General features: G+C 61.7%; 16 protein-coding genes. 8 read left to right on the top strand and 8 right to left on the bottom strand.

The features are described 5' to 3' along the window. Window positions 1–16 precede the first annotated feature (16 nt). Entirely contained in the window at window positions 17–2605 is a 2589-nt protein-coding gene (locus I6L39_RS06755; RefSeq protein WP_216991383.1) for a sensor histidine kinase KdpD, read from the top strand. A 53-nt stretch (window positions 2606–2658) separates the two neighbouring features. Next, window positions 2659–3342, top strand: coding sequence for a response regulator (locus I6L39_RS06750; RefSeq protein WP_216991382.1), 684 nt, complete (start codon window positions 2659–2661; stop codon window positions 3340–3342). A 4-nt stretch (window positions 3343–3346) separates the two neighbouring features. On the opposite strand, the gene I6L39_RS06745 is transcribed toward I6L39_RS06750, so the two are convergent. Continuing rightward, window positions 3347–4474 carry a multidrug effflux MFS transporter gene (locus I6L39_RS06745; protein ID WP_216991381.1) on the bottom strand — a complete coding sequence of 376 codons (1128 nt, stop codon included), beginning with the start codon at window positions 4472–4474 and terminating at the stop codon, window positions 3347–3349. A gap of 91 nt (window positions 4475–4565) precedes the next feature. On the opposite strand from I6L39_RS06745, the gene I6L39_RS06740 reads away from it, so the two are divergent. Then, window positions 4566–5390, top strand: a complete 825-nt coding sequence (locus I6L39_RS06740; protein WP_216991380.1) for a helix-turn-helix domain-containing protein — start codon at window positions 4566–4568, stop codon at window positions 5388–5390. On the opposite strand, the gene I6L39_RS06735 is transcribed toward I6L39_RS06740, so the two are convergent. Further along, window positions 5320–5553 (bottom strand): hypothetical protein, encoded by a 234-nt coding sequence (locus I6L39_RS06735; protein ID WP_042079061.1) that lies wholly within the window; start codon window positions 5551–5553, stop codon window positions 5320–5322. The genes I6L39_RS06740 and I6L39_RS06735 overlap by 71 nt on opposite strands. 283 nt (window positions 5554–5836) lie before the next feature. On the opposite strand from I6L39_RS06735, the gene I6L39_RS06730 reads away from it, so the two are divergent. Further along, window positions 5837–7087, top strand: coding sequence for a valine--pyruvate transaminase (locus tag I6L39_RS06730; protein ID WP_216991379.1), 1251 nt, complete (start codon window positions 5837–5839; stop codon window positions 7085–7087). A gap of 67 nt (window positions 7088–7154) precedes the next feature. Here I6L39_RS06730 and I6L39_RS06725 read toward each other — a convergent pair whose 3' ends face one another. Beyond that, entirely contained in the window at window positions 7155–7595 is a 441-nt protein-coding gene (locus tag I6L39_RS06725) for an Hsp20 family protein (protein ID WP_010635613.1), read from the bottom strand. Window positions 7596–7688: 93 nt separating this feature from the next. Continuing rightward, window positions 7689–8102: an Hsp20 family protein gene (locus I6L39_RS06720; RefSeq protein ID WP_209794794.1), complete on the bottom strand. Its 414-nt coding sequence runs from the start codon at window positions 8100–8102 to the stop codon at window positions 7689–7691. Window positions 8103–8337: 235 nt separating this feature from the next. Here I6L39_RS06720 and I6L39_RS06715 point away from each other — a divergent pair, with 235 nt between their 5' ends. Both I6L39_RS06715 and I6L39_RS06710 read left to right on the top strand, forming a co-directional pair. Continuing rightward, window positions 8338–9042: a YafY family protein gene (locus I6L39_RS06715; protein ID WP_216991378.1), complete on the top strand. Its 705-nt coding sequence runs from the start codon at window positions 8338–8340 to the stop codon at window positions 9040–9042. Between the two features lie 66 nt (window positions 9043–9108). Further along, the gene (locus I6L39_RS06710; RefSeq protein ID WP_216991377.1) at window positions 9109–9486 is read left to right on the top strand and encodes a VOC family protein; all 378 of its coding nucleotides are present in this window, start codon (window positions 9109–9111) and stop codon (window positions 9484–9486) included. 115 nt (window positions 9487–9601) lie between these two features. Here I6L39_RS06710 and gyrB read toward each other — a convergent pair whose 3' ends face one another. The 4 genes from gyrB to dnaA all read right to left on the bottom strand — a co-directional run bounded on the left by gyrB (window position 9602) and on the right by dnaA (window position 15673). Next, a complete protein-coding gene (gyrB, locus tag I6L39_RS06705; RefSeq protein ID WP_209794793.1) occupies window positions 9602–12013 on the bottom strand; it encodes a DNA topoisomerase (ATP-hydrolyzing) subunit B in 2412 nt (803 codons plus the stop codon). Further along, window positions 12010–13113: a DNA replication/repair protein RecF gene (recF, locus tag I6L39_RS06700; protein WP_010672287.1), complete on the bottom strand. Its 1104-nt coding sequence runs from the start codon at window positions 13111–13113 to the stop codon at window positions 12010–12012. Before recF ends, gyrB begins: the two co-directional genes overlap by 4 nt. Window positions 13114–13115: 2 nt before the next feature. Next, window positions 13116–14219 (bottom strand): DNA polymerase III subunit beta, encoded by a 1104-nt coding sequence (gene dnaN / locus I6L39_RS06695; protein WP_039040646.1) that lies wholly within the window; start codon window positions 14217–14219, stop codon window positions 13116–13118. Between the two features lie 83 nt (window positions 14220–14302). Next, complete coding sequence (gene dnaA / locus I6L39_RS06690; RefSeq protein WP_042079066.1) at window positions 14303–15673, bottom strand: chromosomal replication initiator protein DnaA; 1371 nt, start codon at window positions 15671–15673, stop codon at window positions 14303–14305. Between the two features lie 310 nt (window positions 15674–15983). Here dnaA and I6L39_RS06685 point away from each other — a divergent pair, with 310 nt between their 5' ends. Together I6L39_RS06685 and I6L39_RS06680 are read left to right on the top strand one after the other, a co-directional pair. Further along, window positions 15984–16742 (top strand): amino acid ABC transporter substrate-binding protein, encoded by a 759-nt coding sequence (locus I6L39_RS06685; RefSeq protein WP_042079067.1) that lies wholly within the window; start codon window positions 15984–15986, stop codon window positions 16740–16742. Beyond that, entirely contained in the window at window positions 16743–17411 is a 669-nt protein-coding gene (locus tag I6L39_RS06680; RefSeq protein ID WP_081843891.1) for an amino acid ABC transporter permease, read from the top strand. Window positions 17412–17418 lie beyond the last annotated feature (7 nt).

Raw genomic sequence — 17418 nt, 5'->3', positions numbered from 1 at the left:
CTCGATGGGGACTAAGATGCGTGATGAGGTGAGGGCCGACGCCTTGCTGGCCAGCCTGGAAGAAGAACACAAGGGCAAGCTGAAGGTTTTCCTCGGCGCCGCCCCCGGGGTCGGCAAGACCTACGCCATGCTGCAGGCGGTGCGGGAACAGGCCAGGGAGGGTGTCGACATCCTGATCGGCGTGGTGGAGACCCACGGCCGCCAGGAGACCCTGGCCCTGCTGGACAAACTGCCCATCCAGCCGCGCCAACTCTACTCTCACCGTCAACAGCGGCTGGAAGAGATGGACCTCGATGGCCTGCTTGAGCGCAAGCCCGCCATCGCCGTGGTGGACGAGCTGGCCCACACCAATGCCCCGGGCAGCCGCCACGAGAAGCGCTGGCAGGATGTGGAGGAATTGCTCGGCGCCGGCATCGACGTCTACACCACCCTGAACGTGCAGCACCTGGAGAGTCTCAACGATCTGGTGTGGCAGCTGACCGGGGTCAGGGTCAAGGAGACCCTGCCGGATCAGGTGCTGCTGGATGCCGACAGCATCATCCTGATCGACCTGCCCCCCAAGGAGCTGCTCGACCGCCTCAAGGAGGGCAAGGTCTATGTGCCCCACCAGGCCAAGGCCGCCCTGCAATCCTTCTTCTCCCTCAACAACCTGACCGCCTTGCGCGAGCTGGCGATGCAGACCGCCGCCAGCCATGTGGAGGGGGATCTGCAACTGCAGTGGCAGGCCGCCGGCAAGAGCACCCTGCCGCTGCGGGGCAAGCTGATGGTCTGCCTCGGCGAACAGCACGGCGCCTCCCTGGTGCGCTACGGCCACCGCTTCGCCCAGCGCCGGCAGCTACCCTGGCTGGTGGTGCACATCGACAGCAAGGGGCAACGCTCGGCCGAGGTGGAGCAGGCGCTGGCGCTGGCCTCCCAGCTCGGCGCCAGGGTGCTGACCCTCTCCAACCCGGCGGTGGCCGATGCCCTGCTGGAGACCGCCGAGCAGCAGCAGGTATCGCAGCTGCTGCTCGGTAAACCGCACAATCCCCCCTGGCGCCGCTCCCTGGTGCAGCACCTGCTGAAACAGGCCAAGGGGTTCGAGATCACGCTAGTGGATACGGAGACGCGCAAGCCCGGTAAGGGTCTGCACCCCGTCGCTCCCAAGGACATCCGCCAGAGCCTGCTGGCAGTCGCCATCATGGGTGCGACCTCGGCCGTCGTCTGGGGGCTCTCCCACTGGCTGCCACCCGCCTCCCTGCCCATGCTGTTCGTGCTGGGGGTGCTGGCCACCGCCCTCACCACCAGCCTGGTGCCCGCCATCCTGGCGGCGGTGCTCGGCTTCGTGGCCCACAACCTGTTGTTCACGCCCCCCTATTTCTCACTCAGCGTGGCCAGCCAAAGCGACCTGCTCACCCTGTTCGTGCTGCTTATTGTCGGCATCGCGGCCGGCCGGCTCGCCTCACGCCAGCGCCAGCAGCTGGTAGGGCTGCGCGAGACCCAGCAGCTCGGCAATGCCCTGCTGTCGTTGAGCCAGGGGTTGGCCACCGCCAGCAACCCGGTGGAAGTGCTGCGACAGGGCACCCAGGCCATCGCCCTGGCCCTGGGCCAGCCGGTGTTTGCCCTCGACGAGGATTACCAGCACAGGGCCGGTGACGAACTGCGGGGACCCGGCCAGACCGACAAGGCGGCTATCGACTGGTGCCTGGCCCAGAAGCAGAGCGCCGGCGCCCACACCGCCACCCTCAACGCGGCCGAGGCCCAGTATCATCACCTCAGCGACGAGCTGGTGCTCGGCATCCGGCTGGCCAAACCGCTCGCCTCCTCCGCCGAGCATCAACTGCAGGCGCTGCTCACCGACATCCGTGCAGCCCTGGCCCGTATCGATCTCAACGAGCGGCTGGCGGACAGCCAGCTGCAGGCGGAGACGGATCGGATGCGTGCCGCCCTGCTCTCCTCCGTCTCCCACGATCTCAAGACGCCGCTCGCCACCATCATGGGGGCCGGCAGCACCCTGCTGGAATACGGTGATCGGATAAGTGCGGAGGATCGCAGCGAACTGCTGCACTCGGTGCAGGACGAGGCGCGCCGCCTGCACAGCTATGTGCAGAACCTGCTGGACATGACCCGCATCGGCTCGCCGGACTTCCAGCTGAAGCGGGACTGGGTCGAGCTCGCCGATCTGGTGGAGAGCGCCCGCAAGCGGCTCGACTCCTCCTGGCGCCAGCACAAGCTGCTGGTGCACTTCGATCAGCAGCTCCCCCGGCTCTATGTGCACGGCGCCCTGATCGAGCAGGTGCTGGTCAACATCCTCGACAACGCCTCCCGCTACTCACCGGCCGGCACCCCCATCGAGTTCAAGGTGATGCTGGCGGACCCCGACCTCATCATCGACATCATCGATATCGGGGTCGGCATCGCCGAGTCGGACAGGGACAAGATCTTCAACCTCTTCTACACCCAGCCGGTCGGCGACTGCGGCAGCCGCGGCACCGGGCTTGGCCTCACCATTTCCCGCGCTATGATAGAGGCCCACGGCGGTCGCATCTGGGCATTCGCCGGGCCTAACGGCAACGGCACCTGCATGCGCATCTCCCTGCCGCTGGCCCTCAATGCGCCCGAGGTGTAGATGCACAGGCCTGGCCGGTTTCTCTCTCTTCCATCTTCACTGCCGGAGGTCGAATGGCCCATATCCTGATCATAGATGATGAAGCGGCCATCCGCCGCTTCCTGCGCATCAGCCTGGTCGCCGAGGGGCACCAGGTGAGCGAAGCCGTGAGTGTCGGCGAGGGGCTGGCGCAGTATCGCCACCTCAATCCCGACCTGGTGATCCTGGATCTCGGCCTGCCGGACGGTGACGGTCTCCAGGTGCTGCAGGCCATTCGCAAGCACCACGCCAACCCAGTGCTGGTGCTGTCGGCGCGGGACTCCGAGCAGGAGAAGGTGCGGTTGCTGGATGCGGGAGCGAACGACTACATGAGCAAGCCGTTCGGCGTCGGCGAGATGATGGCCCGCATCAGGGTGCTGCTGCGCCAGCGTGCGGGGGCCACCAGCGGCGAGTGCCGCCACTTCCCCCAGTGCGGGCTGACCCTGGACAGCAGCAGCCACAGAGTCACGCTGCAAGGCGAAGAGGTCCCCCTCTCCCGCAAGGAGTTCGCCCTGTTGCAGGCCCTGGTGTGCCACCCCGGCAAGCTGGTGCAGCAGACCCAGCTTCTCAACGACATCTGGGGACCGAGCCACAAGGAGGACACCCACTACCTGCGCATCGTCATCGCCAGCCTGCGCAAGAAGCTGGGGGACAATCCCCATCAACCCGCCCTTATCGAGACTGAATCCGGCATCGGCTACCGCTTTATCGGCAGCTGATGTTTCACGTGGAACGGCGCCAGCCACAGATCAATGCCAGCAGACCGCAGCCGCCGAGCAGCAGGCCAAGATCCTGCAACAGGGCGGCGATGGCCAACCCCAGACCGAGCAGCAGATAGTAGCCGAGCCCGAACAAGGCGCCGGCACTGCCCGCCACCTCCCGATAGGCCAGCAGCGCCTGGCTCAGCACATTGGGGATCGCCAGCCCAAACGCCACCACCACCCCCATCATGGGCAACAGGAACCAGAGGCCGCCCTGACTGAGCCACACCCAGGCTCCGCAGATGAGTGCCAGGCCGCAGGCCAGCCGAACCACTGAGGCCGGCTGCCAACCAAGCCCCAGCAGCCGCTGGTTCAGGAGGCTGCCCCCCAGGGTCGCCAGAGCAAGCAGGATCCCGGTGTAACCAAACTCGCCAGCACTCAGCCCCAACCCGGCAAACAGAAACGGCGCCAGGCTGTAGTAACCGAACAGCATGGTGTTGAACAGGGCCACCAGAGCGGCGCTGCGCCACAAGCCAGGGTCACGGGCCATCCGGCATGCCAGCGGCCAGAGGGCTATCTGTTGCGTGGTGGCCGGCCGGGTCTCCGGCAGTTGCCAGCAGGCCACCAACAGCAATCCGGCGGCCAACGCCAGCAGGGCGCCTAATACCCCGAGATAGCCGAACCAGCTCGCCAGCTGGCCGCCGCTCACCAACCCCAGCACCGGACTCAGGGAGAGCGCTATGCCCATCACCGAAAAGACCCGCGCCAGCTCGCTGCCCCGATAGCTGTCGCGCAGCATGGTCTGGGTCACCACGGAGCCCACGGCGGCACCGAAGGCCGCGATGATCCGGGCCAGCAGCAGAGTTTCAAATTGAGTGGCCAGCAGCGCCAGCAGGGTGCCGGTGCCATAGGTAAATAACCCCGCCAGCATGGCGGGGCGCCGCCCGACCAGATCGCACAGCCGGCCCCAGCAGACCACGCCCGCAGCAAACGCCAGAAAATAGACCGACAGGGTCTGGGATGCCTGCCCCTCGCTCACCCGAAACTCAGTGGCGATATGGGTCAGTACCGGGCTGTAGATGGTCTCCACTATCTGGGGAAACATCATCAATCCGACCACCAGCCAGAGTGGCGGCAACCTGTTGTCCATGACACACCTCCTTCACAAGAGGCGTCATTCTAGAGAGTCACCGATTGTCCGATTACAATAAGCAGGACTATAAACATCAATAATCGGACACATGGCCTTTATTCTTCCCGATCACCCCTTCGACCCCGACCAGCACTATGGCCCCGTGGTTGGCATCGCCGCCGCCCTCGGCTGGCACGACTCCGGCCGCCATCAACACCGGCGTCATCAGCTGCTGTTCGCCCAGGCCGGCTGCATGACCATAGAGCTGGACAATCGGGTCTGCCTGCTCCCGCCGACGCGGGCAGCCTGGCTGCCAGCGGGCCTGCCCCATCGGGTGCTGATGCGCGGGGTGGTGGCCTATCGCTCCCTCTATTTCCAGCCGAGACCAGCATTGCCGACCGAGATGGCGGTGCTGGCGGTCAACCCGCTGCTGCGGGAGATCATCGAGCGGATGGCACTCTGGCCGTGGGACAAACCGGAGGTGGAACAGCATTGCACCCTGGCGCTGCTGAAGGAGGAGCTGGCGCAAGCGCCGCGGGAATCCTGGCAGCTGCCGCTGCCGTCAGACGGGCGTCTGGTCGACTGGCTGCAGGAGATAAAGCGGGGTGACACCCTGCCCGATCGGCTCAACCGGCTGGCCGAACGGGTGGGTGCCAGTGACAAGACCATAGGTCGCATCTTCATGCGGGAGACCGGCATGAGCTACCAGGCCTGGCGCCAGCAGTGGCGGCTGTTGCGGGCCATGGAACTGCTGGCCGATGCCGAGCCCACCAGCCGGGTGGCGGCTGCCCTGGAGTTTGCCAGCGACAGCGCCTTCATCAGCTTCTTCAGGCAGCACACGGGGCAGACCCCCTTGCGCTACCTCAACTCTCGGGGTGAGTCGCATCGGCCGAGCTCGCCTCCACCACCAGGGTCTCCAGGGCCAGCGGCTTGAGGTTGTGGATGGCCTCTGCCACTACGTCATGGGATGCCTGCTGCTGCAGGGCCAGCACCTCCTGCTGCAACCCGGCGCTGTCCAGTTCGGGTCTGGGGTTCTCGGCGGCCATGGCATTCAGGCTCAGGCTGCTGGCAATCAGGGTAGCGATCAGGATCTTCATCTGGTGTGCTCCGGTGTGGTTGAGATGACCAGAGAGTTATTCCAATAGTTGTGCCAGATTTATAAAATCATGATTTTATTGATATAAATGATTTTTTGATGCCTCCACGCCCCTTCCCGGATCGAATATTGGTTATTTTAAAACCTATAAATGGTTTTTTTTACCACCTCCATAATGACAACCCTGTTCCACGTGGAACGTCCCGTTTTTTTCATCGACACCCGCTTTTAAACTGAGCTATGGTGCAAGCTCTTCCTCTAACTGACTCTGGATTTGCCACCGAATGGAATTCTCCTTGTTCGGCGAGAAGTTCACTCGCCACGCCGGTATTACCCAACTCATGGATGACCTCAATCAGGGACTGCTGAACCCAGACGCCATCATGCTGGGAGGCGGCAACCCGGCCCCCATCCCCGCCATGCTTGAGCGCTTCCAGACCGAGGCAAAGACCCTGCTGGACAACGGCGAACTGATCAAGGCCATGGCCAACTACGATGGCCCCCAGGGCAAGGACAGGTTCACCAGGGCGCTGGCGACCCTGCTCAGCAAGGAGCTGGGTTGGGAGATCTCGGCCCGCAACATCGCCCTGACCAATGGCAGCCAGAACGCCTTCTTCTATCTGTTCAATCTGCTGGCCGGCGAGTTCGCCGACGGTCGCAAGAAGAAGGTGTTGTTCCCCCTGGCCCCCGAATACATCGGCTATGCCGACTCGGCCCTCTCGGACGATCACTTCGTCGCCTACAAGCCCACCATAGAGAAGCTGCCCGACGGCCAGTTCAAATACCACGTGGATTTCGAGAGCCTGCAGGTGGGCGACGACATCGGGGTGATCTGCGTCTCCCGGCCGACCAACCCCACCGGCAACGTGCTCACCGACGAGGAGATCGAGCACCTCGATCAGATCGCCCGTGACAAGGGGATCCCGCTTCTCATCGACAACGCCTACGGCGTCCCCTTCCCCGGCATCATCTTCAGCGAAGCCAAGCCGTTCTGGAACGCCAACACCATCCTCTGCATGAGCCTCTCCAAGCTCGGTCTGCCGGGCACCCGTTGCGGCATCGTCATCGCCGACGAGAAGATCATCCGGGCCATCACCAACCTGAGCGGCATCATCAATCTGGCGCCAGGCAGCCTGGGCCCCGCCATCACCATTCCAATGATAGAGAGCGGTGACATCATCACCCTGAGCGAACAGGTGGTGAAACCCTTCTACCAGCAGAAAGCCGCCTTCGCGGTCCAGTTGCTGCGCGAGGCCATTCCGGATCCGCGCTTCCACATCCACAAGCCGGAGGGTGCCCTCTTCCTCTGGCTCTGGTTCGAAGACCTGCCGATCCACAGTCAGGCGCTCTACGAGCGGTTGAAGGAGAAGAACCTGCTGATCGTGCCCGGCCACTATTTCTTCCCTGGCATCGACGACCCCGAGTGGCGCCACAGCCAGGAGTGCATCCGCCTCAACTACTCCCAGAGCGAGGAGCTGGTGCGCCGCGGCATCGCCATCCTGGCCGACGAGATCAACAGCCTCTACGCCGGCTAACCCCATGCTGCAAAAACAGAGAGGCCTGCAAATGCAGGCCTCTCTTGTTTGTCGCGATCCGGTTTGCTTAACCGGGCAGCGCCAGTTGCTCGGGTTTGCCGATGGGAATGGCGCGGGGCTTGAGCGCCTCCGGCAGCTCCCGGGCCAGCTCTATGGTCAGTAGACCGTGCTCCAGTTTAGCCCCCTGCACTTCCACGTGCTGGCTCAGCTTGAAGGCGAGCTCGAAGTCCCGCTCGGCGATCCCCTGGTGGAGGAACTGGCGCTCGCCCATGGTGGCGACCTTGCGCCCCTTCACCTTGAGGGTGCCGTTTTCGGTCTCCAGCTCCAGCTCATTGCGATCGAAACCGGCCACGGCAACCGTGATGAGGTAACTGTCGTGATCGCGCTTTTCGATGTTGTACGGGGGGTAGGCCGAGGTCTTCTGATCGAACAGGCCTTCCAGCTCGCGGGCCATTCGCTCGAAGCCGACGGCGTTGGAATAGAGATGAGAAAAATCGAGGTTACGCATGATCCTATCCTTCTAACAAGCAACAGGGTTTACTCTCCACGGGCCCGTCAATCGGCACCCGGGAAACATCAACAATGCAACGAGGTCAGGCTGTCAGCCGTTGATCTCGATCTTGCGGGGCTTCATCGCCTCGGGCACTTCGCGCACCAGATCGATGTGCAGCAGACCGTTTTTCAGGTCGGCCCCCCTCACCCGCACGTAGTCGGCGAGCTGGAAGCGGCGCTCGAAGCCGCGCTCGGCTATGCCTTGATAGAGGTAGTTGCGCTCGGTGTCGGCCTGCTTGTTGCCCTTCACCGTCAGCAGATTTTCCTGGAAGCTCAGCTCCAGCTCTTCCTGGGTAAAGCCCGCCACCGCCATGCTGATGCGGTAGTCGCTGTCACCCAGCTGCTCGATGTTGTAGGGGGGGTAACCGGCATTGCCATTGCTGGCGGCAGATTCGATGAGATTGGCCAGACGATCGAAACCGATGGCAGAACGATAGAGCGGAGAAAAGTCGATAGAACGCATAGTATTACCCTCTTATGAGCGATAACGGATTGTTTGCCCTCCTGATGAACGGGCGCCTGGTCGAAACCTCTGTCGAGCGTTCCGGCCTTGTTATCTATATAGGGGCCCGCTTTCGGCTTTCAAGGGCTCTGATCGAAAAATCTTCTCGCCGCCCATTGCAGGCATTTTCCTTATTGGGCTTCCTTCCCCAGTCACAAACATGGCACCCTGAGCGTAGATCTTGAGGAGCCACATCATGTCCCGTTCCGAACGCCTGCTGGCTTTGCTGCAACTGCTACGCGGCCACCGCTACGCCATTACCGGCAGCGAGCTGGCCAGCCAGCTTGGCATCAGTCTGCGCACCCTCTATCGGGATATTGCCACCCTGCAGGCACAGGGCGCCCACATCGAGGGGGAAGCAGGTATCGGCTATGTGCTGCGCCCCGGCTTCATGCTGCCGCCGCTGATGTTCAGCGAAGAGGAACTGGATGCACTGGTACTGGGCTCACGCTGGGTGGCGGCCCATGCCGATCATGCCCTCAGCACCGCCGCCAGCAGCGCGCTGGCCAAGATAGAGGCCGTGCTGCCCGCCGATTATCGCCAACAGCTGCATGCCAATGCCCTGCTGATCGGCACCGCTCGCGGTGACAGCCCCGTCGACGAGGCTCCGCTGCGCAGCGCCATCCGCCAGCAGCGCAAGGTGACTCTAAACTATCGGGATCTCAAGGAAGCGAGTTCGGAGCGTACCGTCTGGCCCTTCGCCCTCGGCTACTTCGACCAGGTGCGGGTACTGGTGGCCTGGTGCGAGCTGCGTCAGGGCTTTCGCCACTTTCGGGTCGATCTCATCACCCGGATGCAGACTGAAGATTGTCGCTATCCCAAAAGCAGAGAGAGCCTGCTGAAGGAGTGGCGCGACAGCCAGCAGATCCCGCAACCCAGATTCATTGCTGACAGAAACTGACAGCAGGTCGCGCCATGCTGACGGGGTCGGCGCCATTGCGCCATTTCATCAGCAAGGTGCATCACCATGTTAGTCCCCCAGTTCACCATCCTCTACGTTGCCAACCCGGCTCATAGCACTCTCTTCTATCGCGAGCTGTTCGGACACTCACCGGTGGAGGAGTCCCCCACCTTTGCCATGTTCGTATTCGAATCAGGCGCCAGACTGGCACTCTGGTCCAGCACCACGGTCGAGCCCGCAGTGACCCAAGCAGCCGGAGCGATGGAGCTGGCCTTCGCCCTCCCCGATGATGTCGCCGTCGATAGACAGTCTGCCGAGTGGCAGGCACGCGGTCTCACCCTGATCCAGGCACCGACCCGGATGGAGTTTGGCTACACCTGCATGGCGCTCGATCCGGATGGCCATCGTCTGCGCCTCTACTGCCCGGCCCCCGAACTGGGCTGAACCGGCACCATCAAGACGGAGCCATGTTTCACGTGGAACGCGCCATGTCCCTTCCACCCAGAAAACAAAAAGCCGCTCACGAGGAGCGGCTTTTGATTGTTGTCGGACCGTCTGATTAGACGTCGAGGTTGGCAACCCGCAGGGCGTTGGTCTCGATGAAGTCGCGACGGGGCTCTACGGCATCCCCCATCAGGGTGGAGAAGAGCTGGTCGGCGCCGACCGCGTCGTCTATGGTGACGCGCAGCATGCGACGGGCTTCCGGATCCATGGTGGTCTCCCACAGCTGCTCCGGGTTCATCTCCCCCAGCCCTTTATAGCGCTGGATGTAGATGCCGCGCTTGCCTTCGCCCATCAGCCACTCGACCGCTTCCACGAAGTTCGCGACCGGTTTCACCTTCTCGCCACGCTTGATGTAACCGCCTTCCTCGATCAGGTTGGCGATCTCCTTGCCCAGGGAGACCAGCTGACGGTACTCGGCGGACTGCAGGAAGTCGTAGCTCAGCGGGTATTCACGGTCGACCCCGTGCTGGCGTACCACGGCGTGGGGCACGAACAGGCTGCGCTCCTCGTCGCGGCGCACCTGCATCTGGTACTGGATGCCATGGTTGCTCTCGTTGAGCACGGCCTCCATGCTTTGGCACCAGGCCTGCAGATCGCTCTCGCTGGCCAGCAGGGTTTCGTTCAACTCAGGCTGATAGATCAGCTGGGTCAGCACGGCTTCCGGCGCGCGGCGGGACATGCGGGTGATGAGGTGAGTCACGGAGCGATGCTGGTTCACCAGACGCTCCAGCGCCTCGCCACCGATGGCCGGGGCAGACTCGTTGACGTGCAGGGTCGCACCATCCAGCGCCATGGCGGTCTGGTACTGCAGCAGCGCGTCCTCGTCTTTCAGGTACTGCTCCTGCTTGCCCTTCTTGACCTTGTAGAGCGGCGGCTGGGCGATGAAGACGTAGCCACGCTCGATGATTTCCGGCATCTGGCGATAGAAGAAGGTCAGCAGCAGGGTTCGGATGTGCGCACCATCGACGTCCGCATCCGTCATGATGATGATGTTGTGGTAGCGCAGCTTGTCCGGGTTGTACTCGTCGCGACCGATGCCACAGCCCAGGGCGGTGATCAGGGTGCCCACCTCCTGGGAGGAGATCATCTTGTCGAAACGGGCCTTCTCCACGTTCAGGATCTTGCCCTTGAGCGGCAGTATGGCCTGGTTCTTCCGGTTGCGACCCTGCTTGGCGGAACCGCCAGCAGAGTCCCCTTCCACTATGTAGAGTTCGGAGAGCGCCGGGTCTTTCTCCTGACAGTCCGCCAGCTTGCCGGGCAGACCGGCGATATCCAGCGCGCCCTTGCGGCGGGTCAGTTCGCGGGCCTTGCGGGCCGCTTCGCGGGCACGGGCCGCATCGATGATCTTGTTGACCACGATCTTGGCGTCGCCCGGGTTCTCCAGCAGGAAGTCGGCCAGCTTCTCGCCCATCGCCTGTTCCACGGCGGTCTTCACCTCGGACGAGACCAGCTTGTCCTTGGTCTGGGAGGAGAACTTGGGATCAGGCACCTTGACGGAGATAACGGCAATCAGACCTTCACGGACGTCGTCACCACTGGCGGCGGACTTGGCCTTCTTGCTGTAGTCCTCCTTGTCCATGTAGTTGTTCAACGTCCGGGTCAACGCGGTACGGAAGCCCACTAGGTGGGTACCGCCATCCCGCTGCGGAATGTTGTTGGTGAAGCAGTAGACCCCTTCCTGATAGGCGTCGTTCCACTGCATGGCGACTTCAACACCGATACCGTCCTGCTCTGTGGTGAAGTGGAACACCTTGGGATGGATCGGGGTCTTGTTCTGGTTCAGGTACTCGACGAAGGCCTTGATGCCCCCTTCGTAGCAGAAGTGCGCCTCGCGGCCATCACGCTCGTCCATCAGACGGATGGAGACGCCGGAGTTGAGGAAGGAGAGCTCGCGCAGACGCTTGGCCAGGATCTCGTAGTGGAACAGGGTATCGCTGAAGATGGTCGGGCTCGGCCAGAAGCGGACTTCGGTCCCGGTGCCAGTGCTGTCACCAATCTGCTTGAGGGGTGCCTGCGGCTCGCCCAGGTGATAGGTCTGCTCGTAGACATGACCGTTACGGCGGATGGTCAGCAGCAGCTTGTCGGAAAGCGCGTTCACCACGGAGACGCCCACACCGTGCAGACCGCCGGACACCTTGTAGGAGTTGTCATCGAATTTGCCGCCTGCGTGCAGCACGGTCATGATGACTTCGGCGGCGGAGCGGCCCTCTTCCGGGTGGATGTCCACCGGAATGCCGCGACCGTTGTCCCGCACGGAGACGGAGCCGTCGGAATGGATCTTGACCTGGATATCGGAGCAGTAGCCAGCCAGAGCCTCGTCGATGGAGTTGTCGACGACCTCGAACACCATGTGGTGCAGGCCCGATCCATCGTCCGTATCGCCGATATACATCCCCGGGCGCTTGCGGACCGCATCCAGGCCCTTGAGCACCTTGATATTCGAGGAGTCGTAAGTATTTTCACTCATAGCTTACTCTCTGCCTTCTCTAACGTTTCGGAGATCTTGCCTTGTTCCACGTGGAACAGCTTGCAGTCACTCGCATCCATCATGTCTGCGAGCTGACCGGTATCGATGGCGGTGATGAACACCTGGGACGCGCACTGCTTCAGCCTTGCGGCCAGCAGACGACGTTTGTCGACATCCAGTTCAGAGGCAAAATCATCAATTAAAAAAATACAGCCGCGGCTGCTATGTTGATTCAAATAGAGCCCTTGGGCCAGCCGCATGGCACAGACCAGCAACTTCAGCTGACCCCTGGACAAAATATCCTGCGCGGGCACGCCGTTCGCCTTGAGCCGCACGTCCGCCTTCTGCGGACCGACCCCAGTGTACCCCAGCGAACGATCCCGTTCGAACCCCGCCTCCAGCAATGCGTCGAGGGGAGTGTCTTTTTCCCAGCCTCGATAGAATCCAAGACTGATGTCGAACTCCGGCAGAAAATCTGCCGTCATCTCCTTGATCAGGGGCGTAATGGCCTGACAATAGCTGGCGCGAAACCCGGCCAATTCACCGCCCAGCCGTACCAATTCCTGATCCCAGAACGCCAGTTGACGATACTGGGTGCTCTGGCGCAGCAAGGCATTGCGCTGCTTCAACAGCCGACGCACCCGCCCCCAGAGGGAGAAGAAGGTCGGCTCCTGATGGAAAACACCCCAGTCGAGCCAGGCCCGGCGAGCCTGGGGCCCACCGGTCAGCAGGCTGAAACCATCGGGGTGGATCAACTGTACCGGCAACAGCTCCGCCAGATCGGCCAGGCGCTGGGCCTGGGCACCAGCGATCTTGAGCTGGGTTTCGCCCCCCTTGTCCTTGGCAAGCCCGATGGGCACCTGACGCCCCTCCAGCTCGCACTGGGCAAACAGGGTAAAGGCCCGCTCGCCCTGGCGGATGACCCGCCCGGTCAAATGGGTACGAAACGAGCGGCCGAGACCAAGATAATGAATGGCTTCCAGCACGCTGGTCTTGCCGCTGCCGTTGCTCCCGACCAGGATATTGAGGCCGGGAGACAGCGCGAGACTGGCGTGCTGGATGTTGCGAAAGTCGCTGAGCTGGAGTTTGACCAGGGACACGACTAGATCCGCATCGGCATCACCACGTACTGGGCATCTTGGTTCTCAAAATCCTCAATAATGGCGCTGCTGATGGAATCGCTCAGGCTGATCCGGATTTGGTCACATTTTAACGTATTCAACACGTCCAGCACATAGGAGACGTTGAAGCCGATCTCCATCTCGCCAGCGGCGTATTGTACGTCAAGCAGCTCTTCGGCTTCTTCCTGTTCCGGGTTGTTGGCGGTGATGCGCAGCAGGTTTTCCTGCAGATTGAGACGCACCCCACGGAATTTCTCGTTGGAGAGGATGGCGGCACGGGCAAAGGCCTGGCGCAGATCCTCGCGACCGGCGATCAGGGCCTTGTCGCTCCCTCTCGGGATGACGCGGCGCCAGTCCGGGAAACGGCCATCCACCAGCTTGGAGGTGAAGATAAAGCCATCCAGGGCGGCGCGCAGGTTGCTGCGGCCCACTTGCAGCCGTACCGGCTTGTCTTCCGCTTCCAGCAGGCGCACCAACTCCAACACCCCCTTGCGGGGCAGGATGACCTGATGATCGGGCAGCGATTCCCCCACCACCTCGCGGCGGCAGGTGGCCAGCCGGTGACCGTCCGTCGCCACGGTACGCAAGCCGTGGCCTTCGCTCTCGAACAGCATGCCGTTCAGGTAATAGCGCACGTCCTGGCTCGCCATGGAGAACTGGGTCGCGTCGATGAGTTTTTTCAGCTCCAGCTGGCTGATGTCGAACTCGAGCACGGATTCCCAATCCTCGATGTTCGGGTATTCGGTCGCCGGCAGGGTCGACAGGTTGAAGCGGGAGCGGCCGGAACGGATGATGAGGCGCTCTCCCTCGGTACTGAGGCGGATCTCCGCCCCTTCCGGCAGACCGCGACAGATGTCCAGCAGCTTGCGCGCCGGCACTGTGGTGCGGCCATCCTGGCTGTCGCTGTTGAGATAGACCTGTCCGATCATCTCCACCTCGAGATCGGTCCCGGTCAGCGACAGCAGGCCATTGCTGACATCGAGCAGGACGTTGCCGAGGATGGGCAGGGTCGGCCGGCCACCCAGGGCACCGGACACCAGTTGCAGGGGACGTAACAGGGCCTCACGGCTAATTTCGAGCTGCATCTGTGCTCTCCGTTGTTATTGGGAGGAAAGGGTTCGGATCAGGCTGGAACATGCAATCTGCATCTGTGCACTCCGTTCCGTTATCAGGAAGAAAGGGTACGGATCAGGTTGGAATAGTCTTCCTTGATGTCGTGACTCTCTTCCTTCAGCTGCTCGATCTTGCGGCAGGCATGAAGAACCGTGGTGTGGTCACGGCCACCAAAGGCATCCCCTATCTCAGGCAAGCTGTGGTTGGTCAGCTCCTTGGCCAGCGCCATCGCCAGCTGGCGCGGGCGGGCAACGGAACGGGAGCGGCGCTTGGAGAGCAGATCCGCCAGCTTGATCTTGTAGTACTCCGCCACCGTCTTCTGGATGTTGTCGATGGTGACCAGCTTCTCCTGCAAGGCCAGCAGATCGCGCAGCGCCTCGCGCACGAAGTCGATGTTGATGGCGCGGCCGGTGAAGTTGGCGTTGGCGATCACCCGGTTGAGGGCGCCTTCTAGTTCACGGACGTTGGAGCGAAGCCGCTTGGCGATGAAGAAGGCCACTTCGTCTGGCAGGTGGATCTGGTTCTCGTCCGCCTTGCGCATCAGGATCGCAACCCGGGTCTCCAGCTCGGGCGGCTCGATCGCCACCGTCAGACCCCAGCCGAAGCGGGACTTGAGACGATCCTCCACCCCGTTGATCTCCTTCGGATAGCGATCCGAGGTCAGGATGATCTGCTGGTTACCTTCGAGCAGGGCGTTGAAGGTGTGGAAGAACTCCTCCTGGGAGCGCTCCTTGTTCGCGAAGAACTGGATGTCATCGATGAGCAGGGCATCGACGCTACGGTAATAACGCTTGAACTCTTCAATGGCGTTATTCTGCAGCGCCTTCACCATGTCCTGCACGAACCGCTCGGAGTGCATGTAGATGACCTTGGCGTCTTTCTTGCGATCCTTGATGGCATTGCCAACGGCGTGCAGCAGGTGGGTCTTGCCCAGACCGGTGCCACCGTAGAGGAACAGCGGGTTGTAGGCGCCACCCGGATTGTCTGCTACCTGACGGGCAGCCGCACGGGCCAGCTGGTTGGACTTACCCTCGACGAAATTCTCGAAGGTGTAGTTCACGTTGGTGTTGCTCTTGTGATTCGGCTCGGGCTTGGCTTCGGCCTTGTTCTCCCAGCTCTTGGGAGAGTTATTCACAGGATCGACACCTCGTGCCGGCGCCCTGGCGACCGCGACGGGATGGGGGCGATTGCCGATGTCAAAACGCAGGGTGGGAGCATCGGCTCCGCACAGCTCGTTGATGATGCCGTTGACCCGGAGCAGGTACTTGTCGCGTACCCAGTCCAGAACGAAGCGGTTCGGTGCATACAGGGTCAGAGTATTGTCACTCAACTCCGCTTGAAGCGGCCGGATCCACATGCTGAATTCTGCCGAGGGCAACTCATCTTGCAGCCGGTTAAGGCACTGCTGCCATAGCGAAGCAGTCACTCTAGACTCCCGTCAATTGATTAAGTAAAGACCGGCTATTCTACGTTTTTAGTGGCCGGATCTCCAGTTGCCGCCGCACGGATCCAGCAAATAAGATCCTTGACTTTCAAGGATCCAACGCCCCAGGATCTCATTTCATCCCCAAAGTTACCCACAGCCGCCAACCGGCGATGTGGACAGAATGGAACTCTGCGACCACAGTTATTTTATATAACCAAATATCATTTATTTTTTATATTTTATTCCAATAACATCAGCGCCGTCCCGTGATTACAACTAAAAATACAGCACTACAGAGAGAGGAATCCCCATGAAATCCACCATCAAACTGATTTCCGGCGCCGCCATTCTGCTGGCCAGCCTGTCCGGTCAAGCCATCGCCCAGGAAACCATCAAGGTCGGCATGTCCGGCAAGTATTTCCCGTTCACCTTCGTCAAGCAGGACAAGCTGCAAGGCTTCGAGGTGGACATGTGGAACCAGATCGGTGAGCGCACCGGCTACAAGGTCGAGTTCGTGACCGCCAGCTTCTCCGGCCTGTTCGGCATGCTGGAAACCGGCCGCGTCGATACCATCTCCAACCAGATCACCATCACCGACGAGCGCAAGGCCAAGTACGACTTCTCCCAGCCCTACGTCTATGACGGCGCACAGATCGTGGTGCGCAAGGGCAACAACAGCATCCAGGGTCTCAAGGATCTGGAAGGCAAGACCGTTGCGGTGAACCTGGGCTCCAACTTCGAAGAGCTGCTGCGCAAGAACGACCCGAACAAGAAGATCGACATCCGCACCTATGACTCCGCCTTCGAGCAGGACGTCGCCCTGGGTCGCATCGATGCCTTCGTAATGGACCGCGTCTCCACCGCCCAGCTGATCAAGGAATCCAAGCTGCCGCTGCAACAGGCTGGCGCACCGTTCGAAACCATCGAGAACGCCCTGCCCTTCCTGAAGACTCCGGAGAAGCAGGCACTGCTGAAGAAGGTCGACGAGGCCCTGACCGCCATGCGCAAAGACGGCTCCCTGACCAAGATCTCGGAAAAATGGTTCTCTGCGGACATCACCAGCAAATAAATGATGGAATTTGATCTCGAGTACACACTAGGGCTGTTCCCCATCCTGCTCAAATACCTGGGCACCACGATGGAAATGGCCCTGTGGGGATTCGTATTGGCACTCGTACTGTCGCTGATCCTGGCGATAGTACGGGTCTTTCGCGTTCCCGCAATTCACTGGCTGGCGATGCTGTATATCTCGTTCTTCCGGGGTACCCCGCTGCTCGTCCAGCTGTTCCTGCTCTACTACGGGCTGCCGCAGCTCTTCCCCATCTTCGTGGGGATGGATGCCTTCACCGCCGCCATCATAGGCCTGACCCTGCACTTTGCCGCCTACATGGCCGAGTCGATCCGGGCCGCCATCCTCGGCATCCACAAGAGCCAGATGGAGGCCGCCCTCAGCATCGGCATGAGCCGGCTGCAGGCGATGCAGCGGATCATCCTGCCCCAGGCCGCCCGCATCGCGACGCCGTCCCTGATGAACTACTTCATCGACATGATCAAGAGCACCTCACTGGCGTTTACCCTGGGGGTGGCCGAGATCATGGGCAAGGCTCAGATGGAGGCCTCCTCCTCCTTCAAGTTCTTCGAGAGCTTCATGGCGGTAGCCCTGGTCTACTGGGTCGTCGTCATCTTCTTCACCCGCTTGCAGCACCTGCTGGAAGTGCGCCTGAACCGCGCCTATTAAAGGAGAC

This window comes from Aeromonas sp. FDAARGOS 1409 (assembly GCF_019048705.1).
Taxonomy (GTDB): domain Bacteria; phylum Pseudomonadota; class Gammaproteobacteria; order Enterobacterales; family Aeromonadaceae; genus Aeromonas; species Aeromonas sanarellii.
The sequence above is the reverse complement of the archived record's forward strand: the minus strand, read 5'-3'. Positions and strand labels throughout refer to the sequence as shown.

What these genes read in the sequence shown, in the direction of transcription:
- I6L39_RS06755 (WP_216991383.1), top strand. Translation starts at nt 17, where the DNA reads ATGCGTGATGAGGTGAGGGCCGACGCCTTGCTGGCCAGCCTGGAAGAA.
- I6L39_RS06750 (WP_216991382.1), top strand. Translation starts at nt 2,659, where the DNA reads ATGGCCCATATCCTGATCATAGATGATGAAGCGGCCATCCGCCGCTTC.
- I6L39_RS06745 (WP_216991381.1), bottom strand. Translation starts at nt 4,474, where the DNA reads ATGGACAACAGGTTGCCGCCACTCTGGCTGGTGGTCGGATTGATGATG.
- I6L39_RS06740 (WP_216991380.1), top strand. Translation starts at nt 4,566, where the DNA reads ATGGCCTTTATTCTTCCCGATCACCCCTTCGACCCCGACCAGCACTAT.
- I6L39_RS06735 (WP_042079061.1), bottom strand. Translation starts at nt 5,553, where the DNA reads ATGAAGATCCTGATCGCTACCCTGATTGCCAGCAGCCTGAGCCTGAAT.
- I6L39_RS06730 (WP_216991379.1), top strand. Translation starts at nt 5,837, where the DNA reads ATGGAATTCTCCTTGTTCGGCGAGAAGTTCACTCGCCACGCCGGTATT.
- I6L39_RS06725 (WP_010635613.1), bottom strand. Translation starts at nt 7,595, where the DNA reads ATGCGTAACCTCGATTTTTCTCATCTCTATTCCAACGCCGTCGGCTTC.
- I6L39_RS06720 (WP_209794794.1), bottom strand. Translation starts at nt 8,102, where the DNA reads ATGCGTTCTATCGACTTTTCTCCGCTCTATCGTTCTGCCATCGGTTTC.
- I6L39_RS06715 (WP_216991378.1), top strand. Translation starts at nt 8,338, where the DNA reads ATGTCCCGTTCCGAACGCCTGCTGGCTTTGCTGCAACTGCTACGCGGC.
- I6L39_RS06710 (WP_216991377.1), top strand. Translation starts at nt 9,109, where the DNA reads ATGTTAGTCCCCCAGTTCACCATCCTCTACGTTGCCAACCCGGCTCAT.
- gyrB (WP_209794793.1), bottom strand. Translation starts at nt 12,013, where the DNA reads ATGAGTGAAAATACTTACGACTCCTCGAATATCAAGGTGCTCAAGGGC.
- dnaN (WP_039040646.1), bottom strand. Translation starts at nt 14,219, where the DNA reads ATGCAGCTCGAAATTAGCCGTGAGGCCCTGTTACGTCCCCTGCAACTG.
- I6L39_RS06685 (WP_042079067.1), top strand. Translation starts at nt 15,984, where the DNA reads ATGAAATCCACCATCAAACTGATTTCCGGCGCCGCCATTCTGCTGGCC.
- I6L39_RS06680 (WP_081843891.1), top strand. Translation starts at nt 16,743, where the DNA reads ATGATGGAATTTGATCTCGAGTACACACTAGGGCTGTTCCCCATCCTG.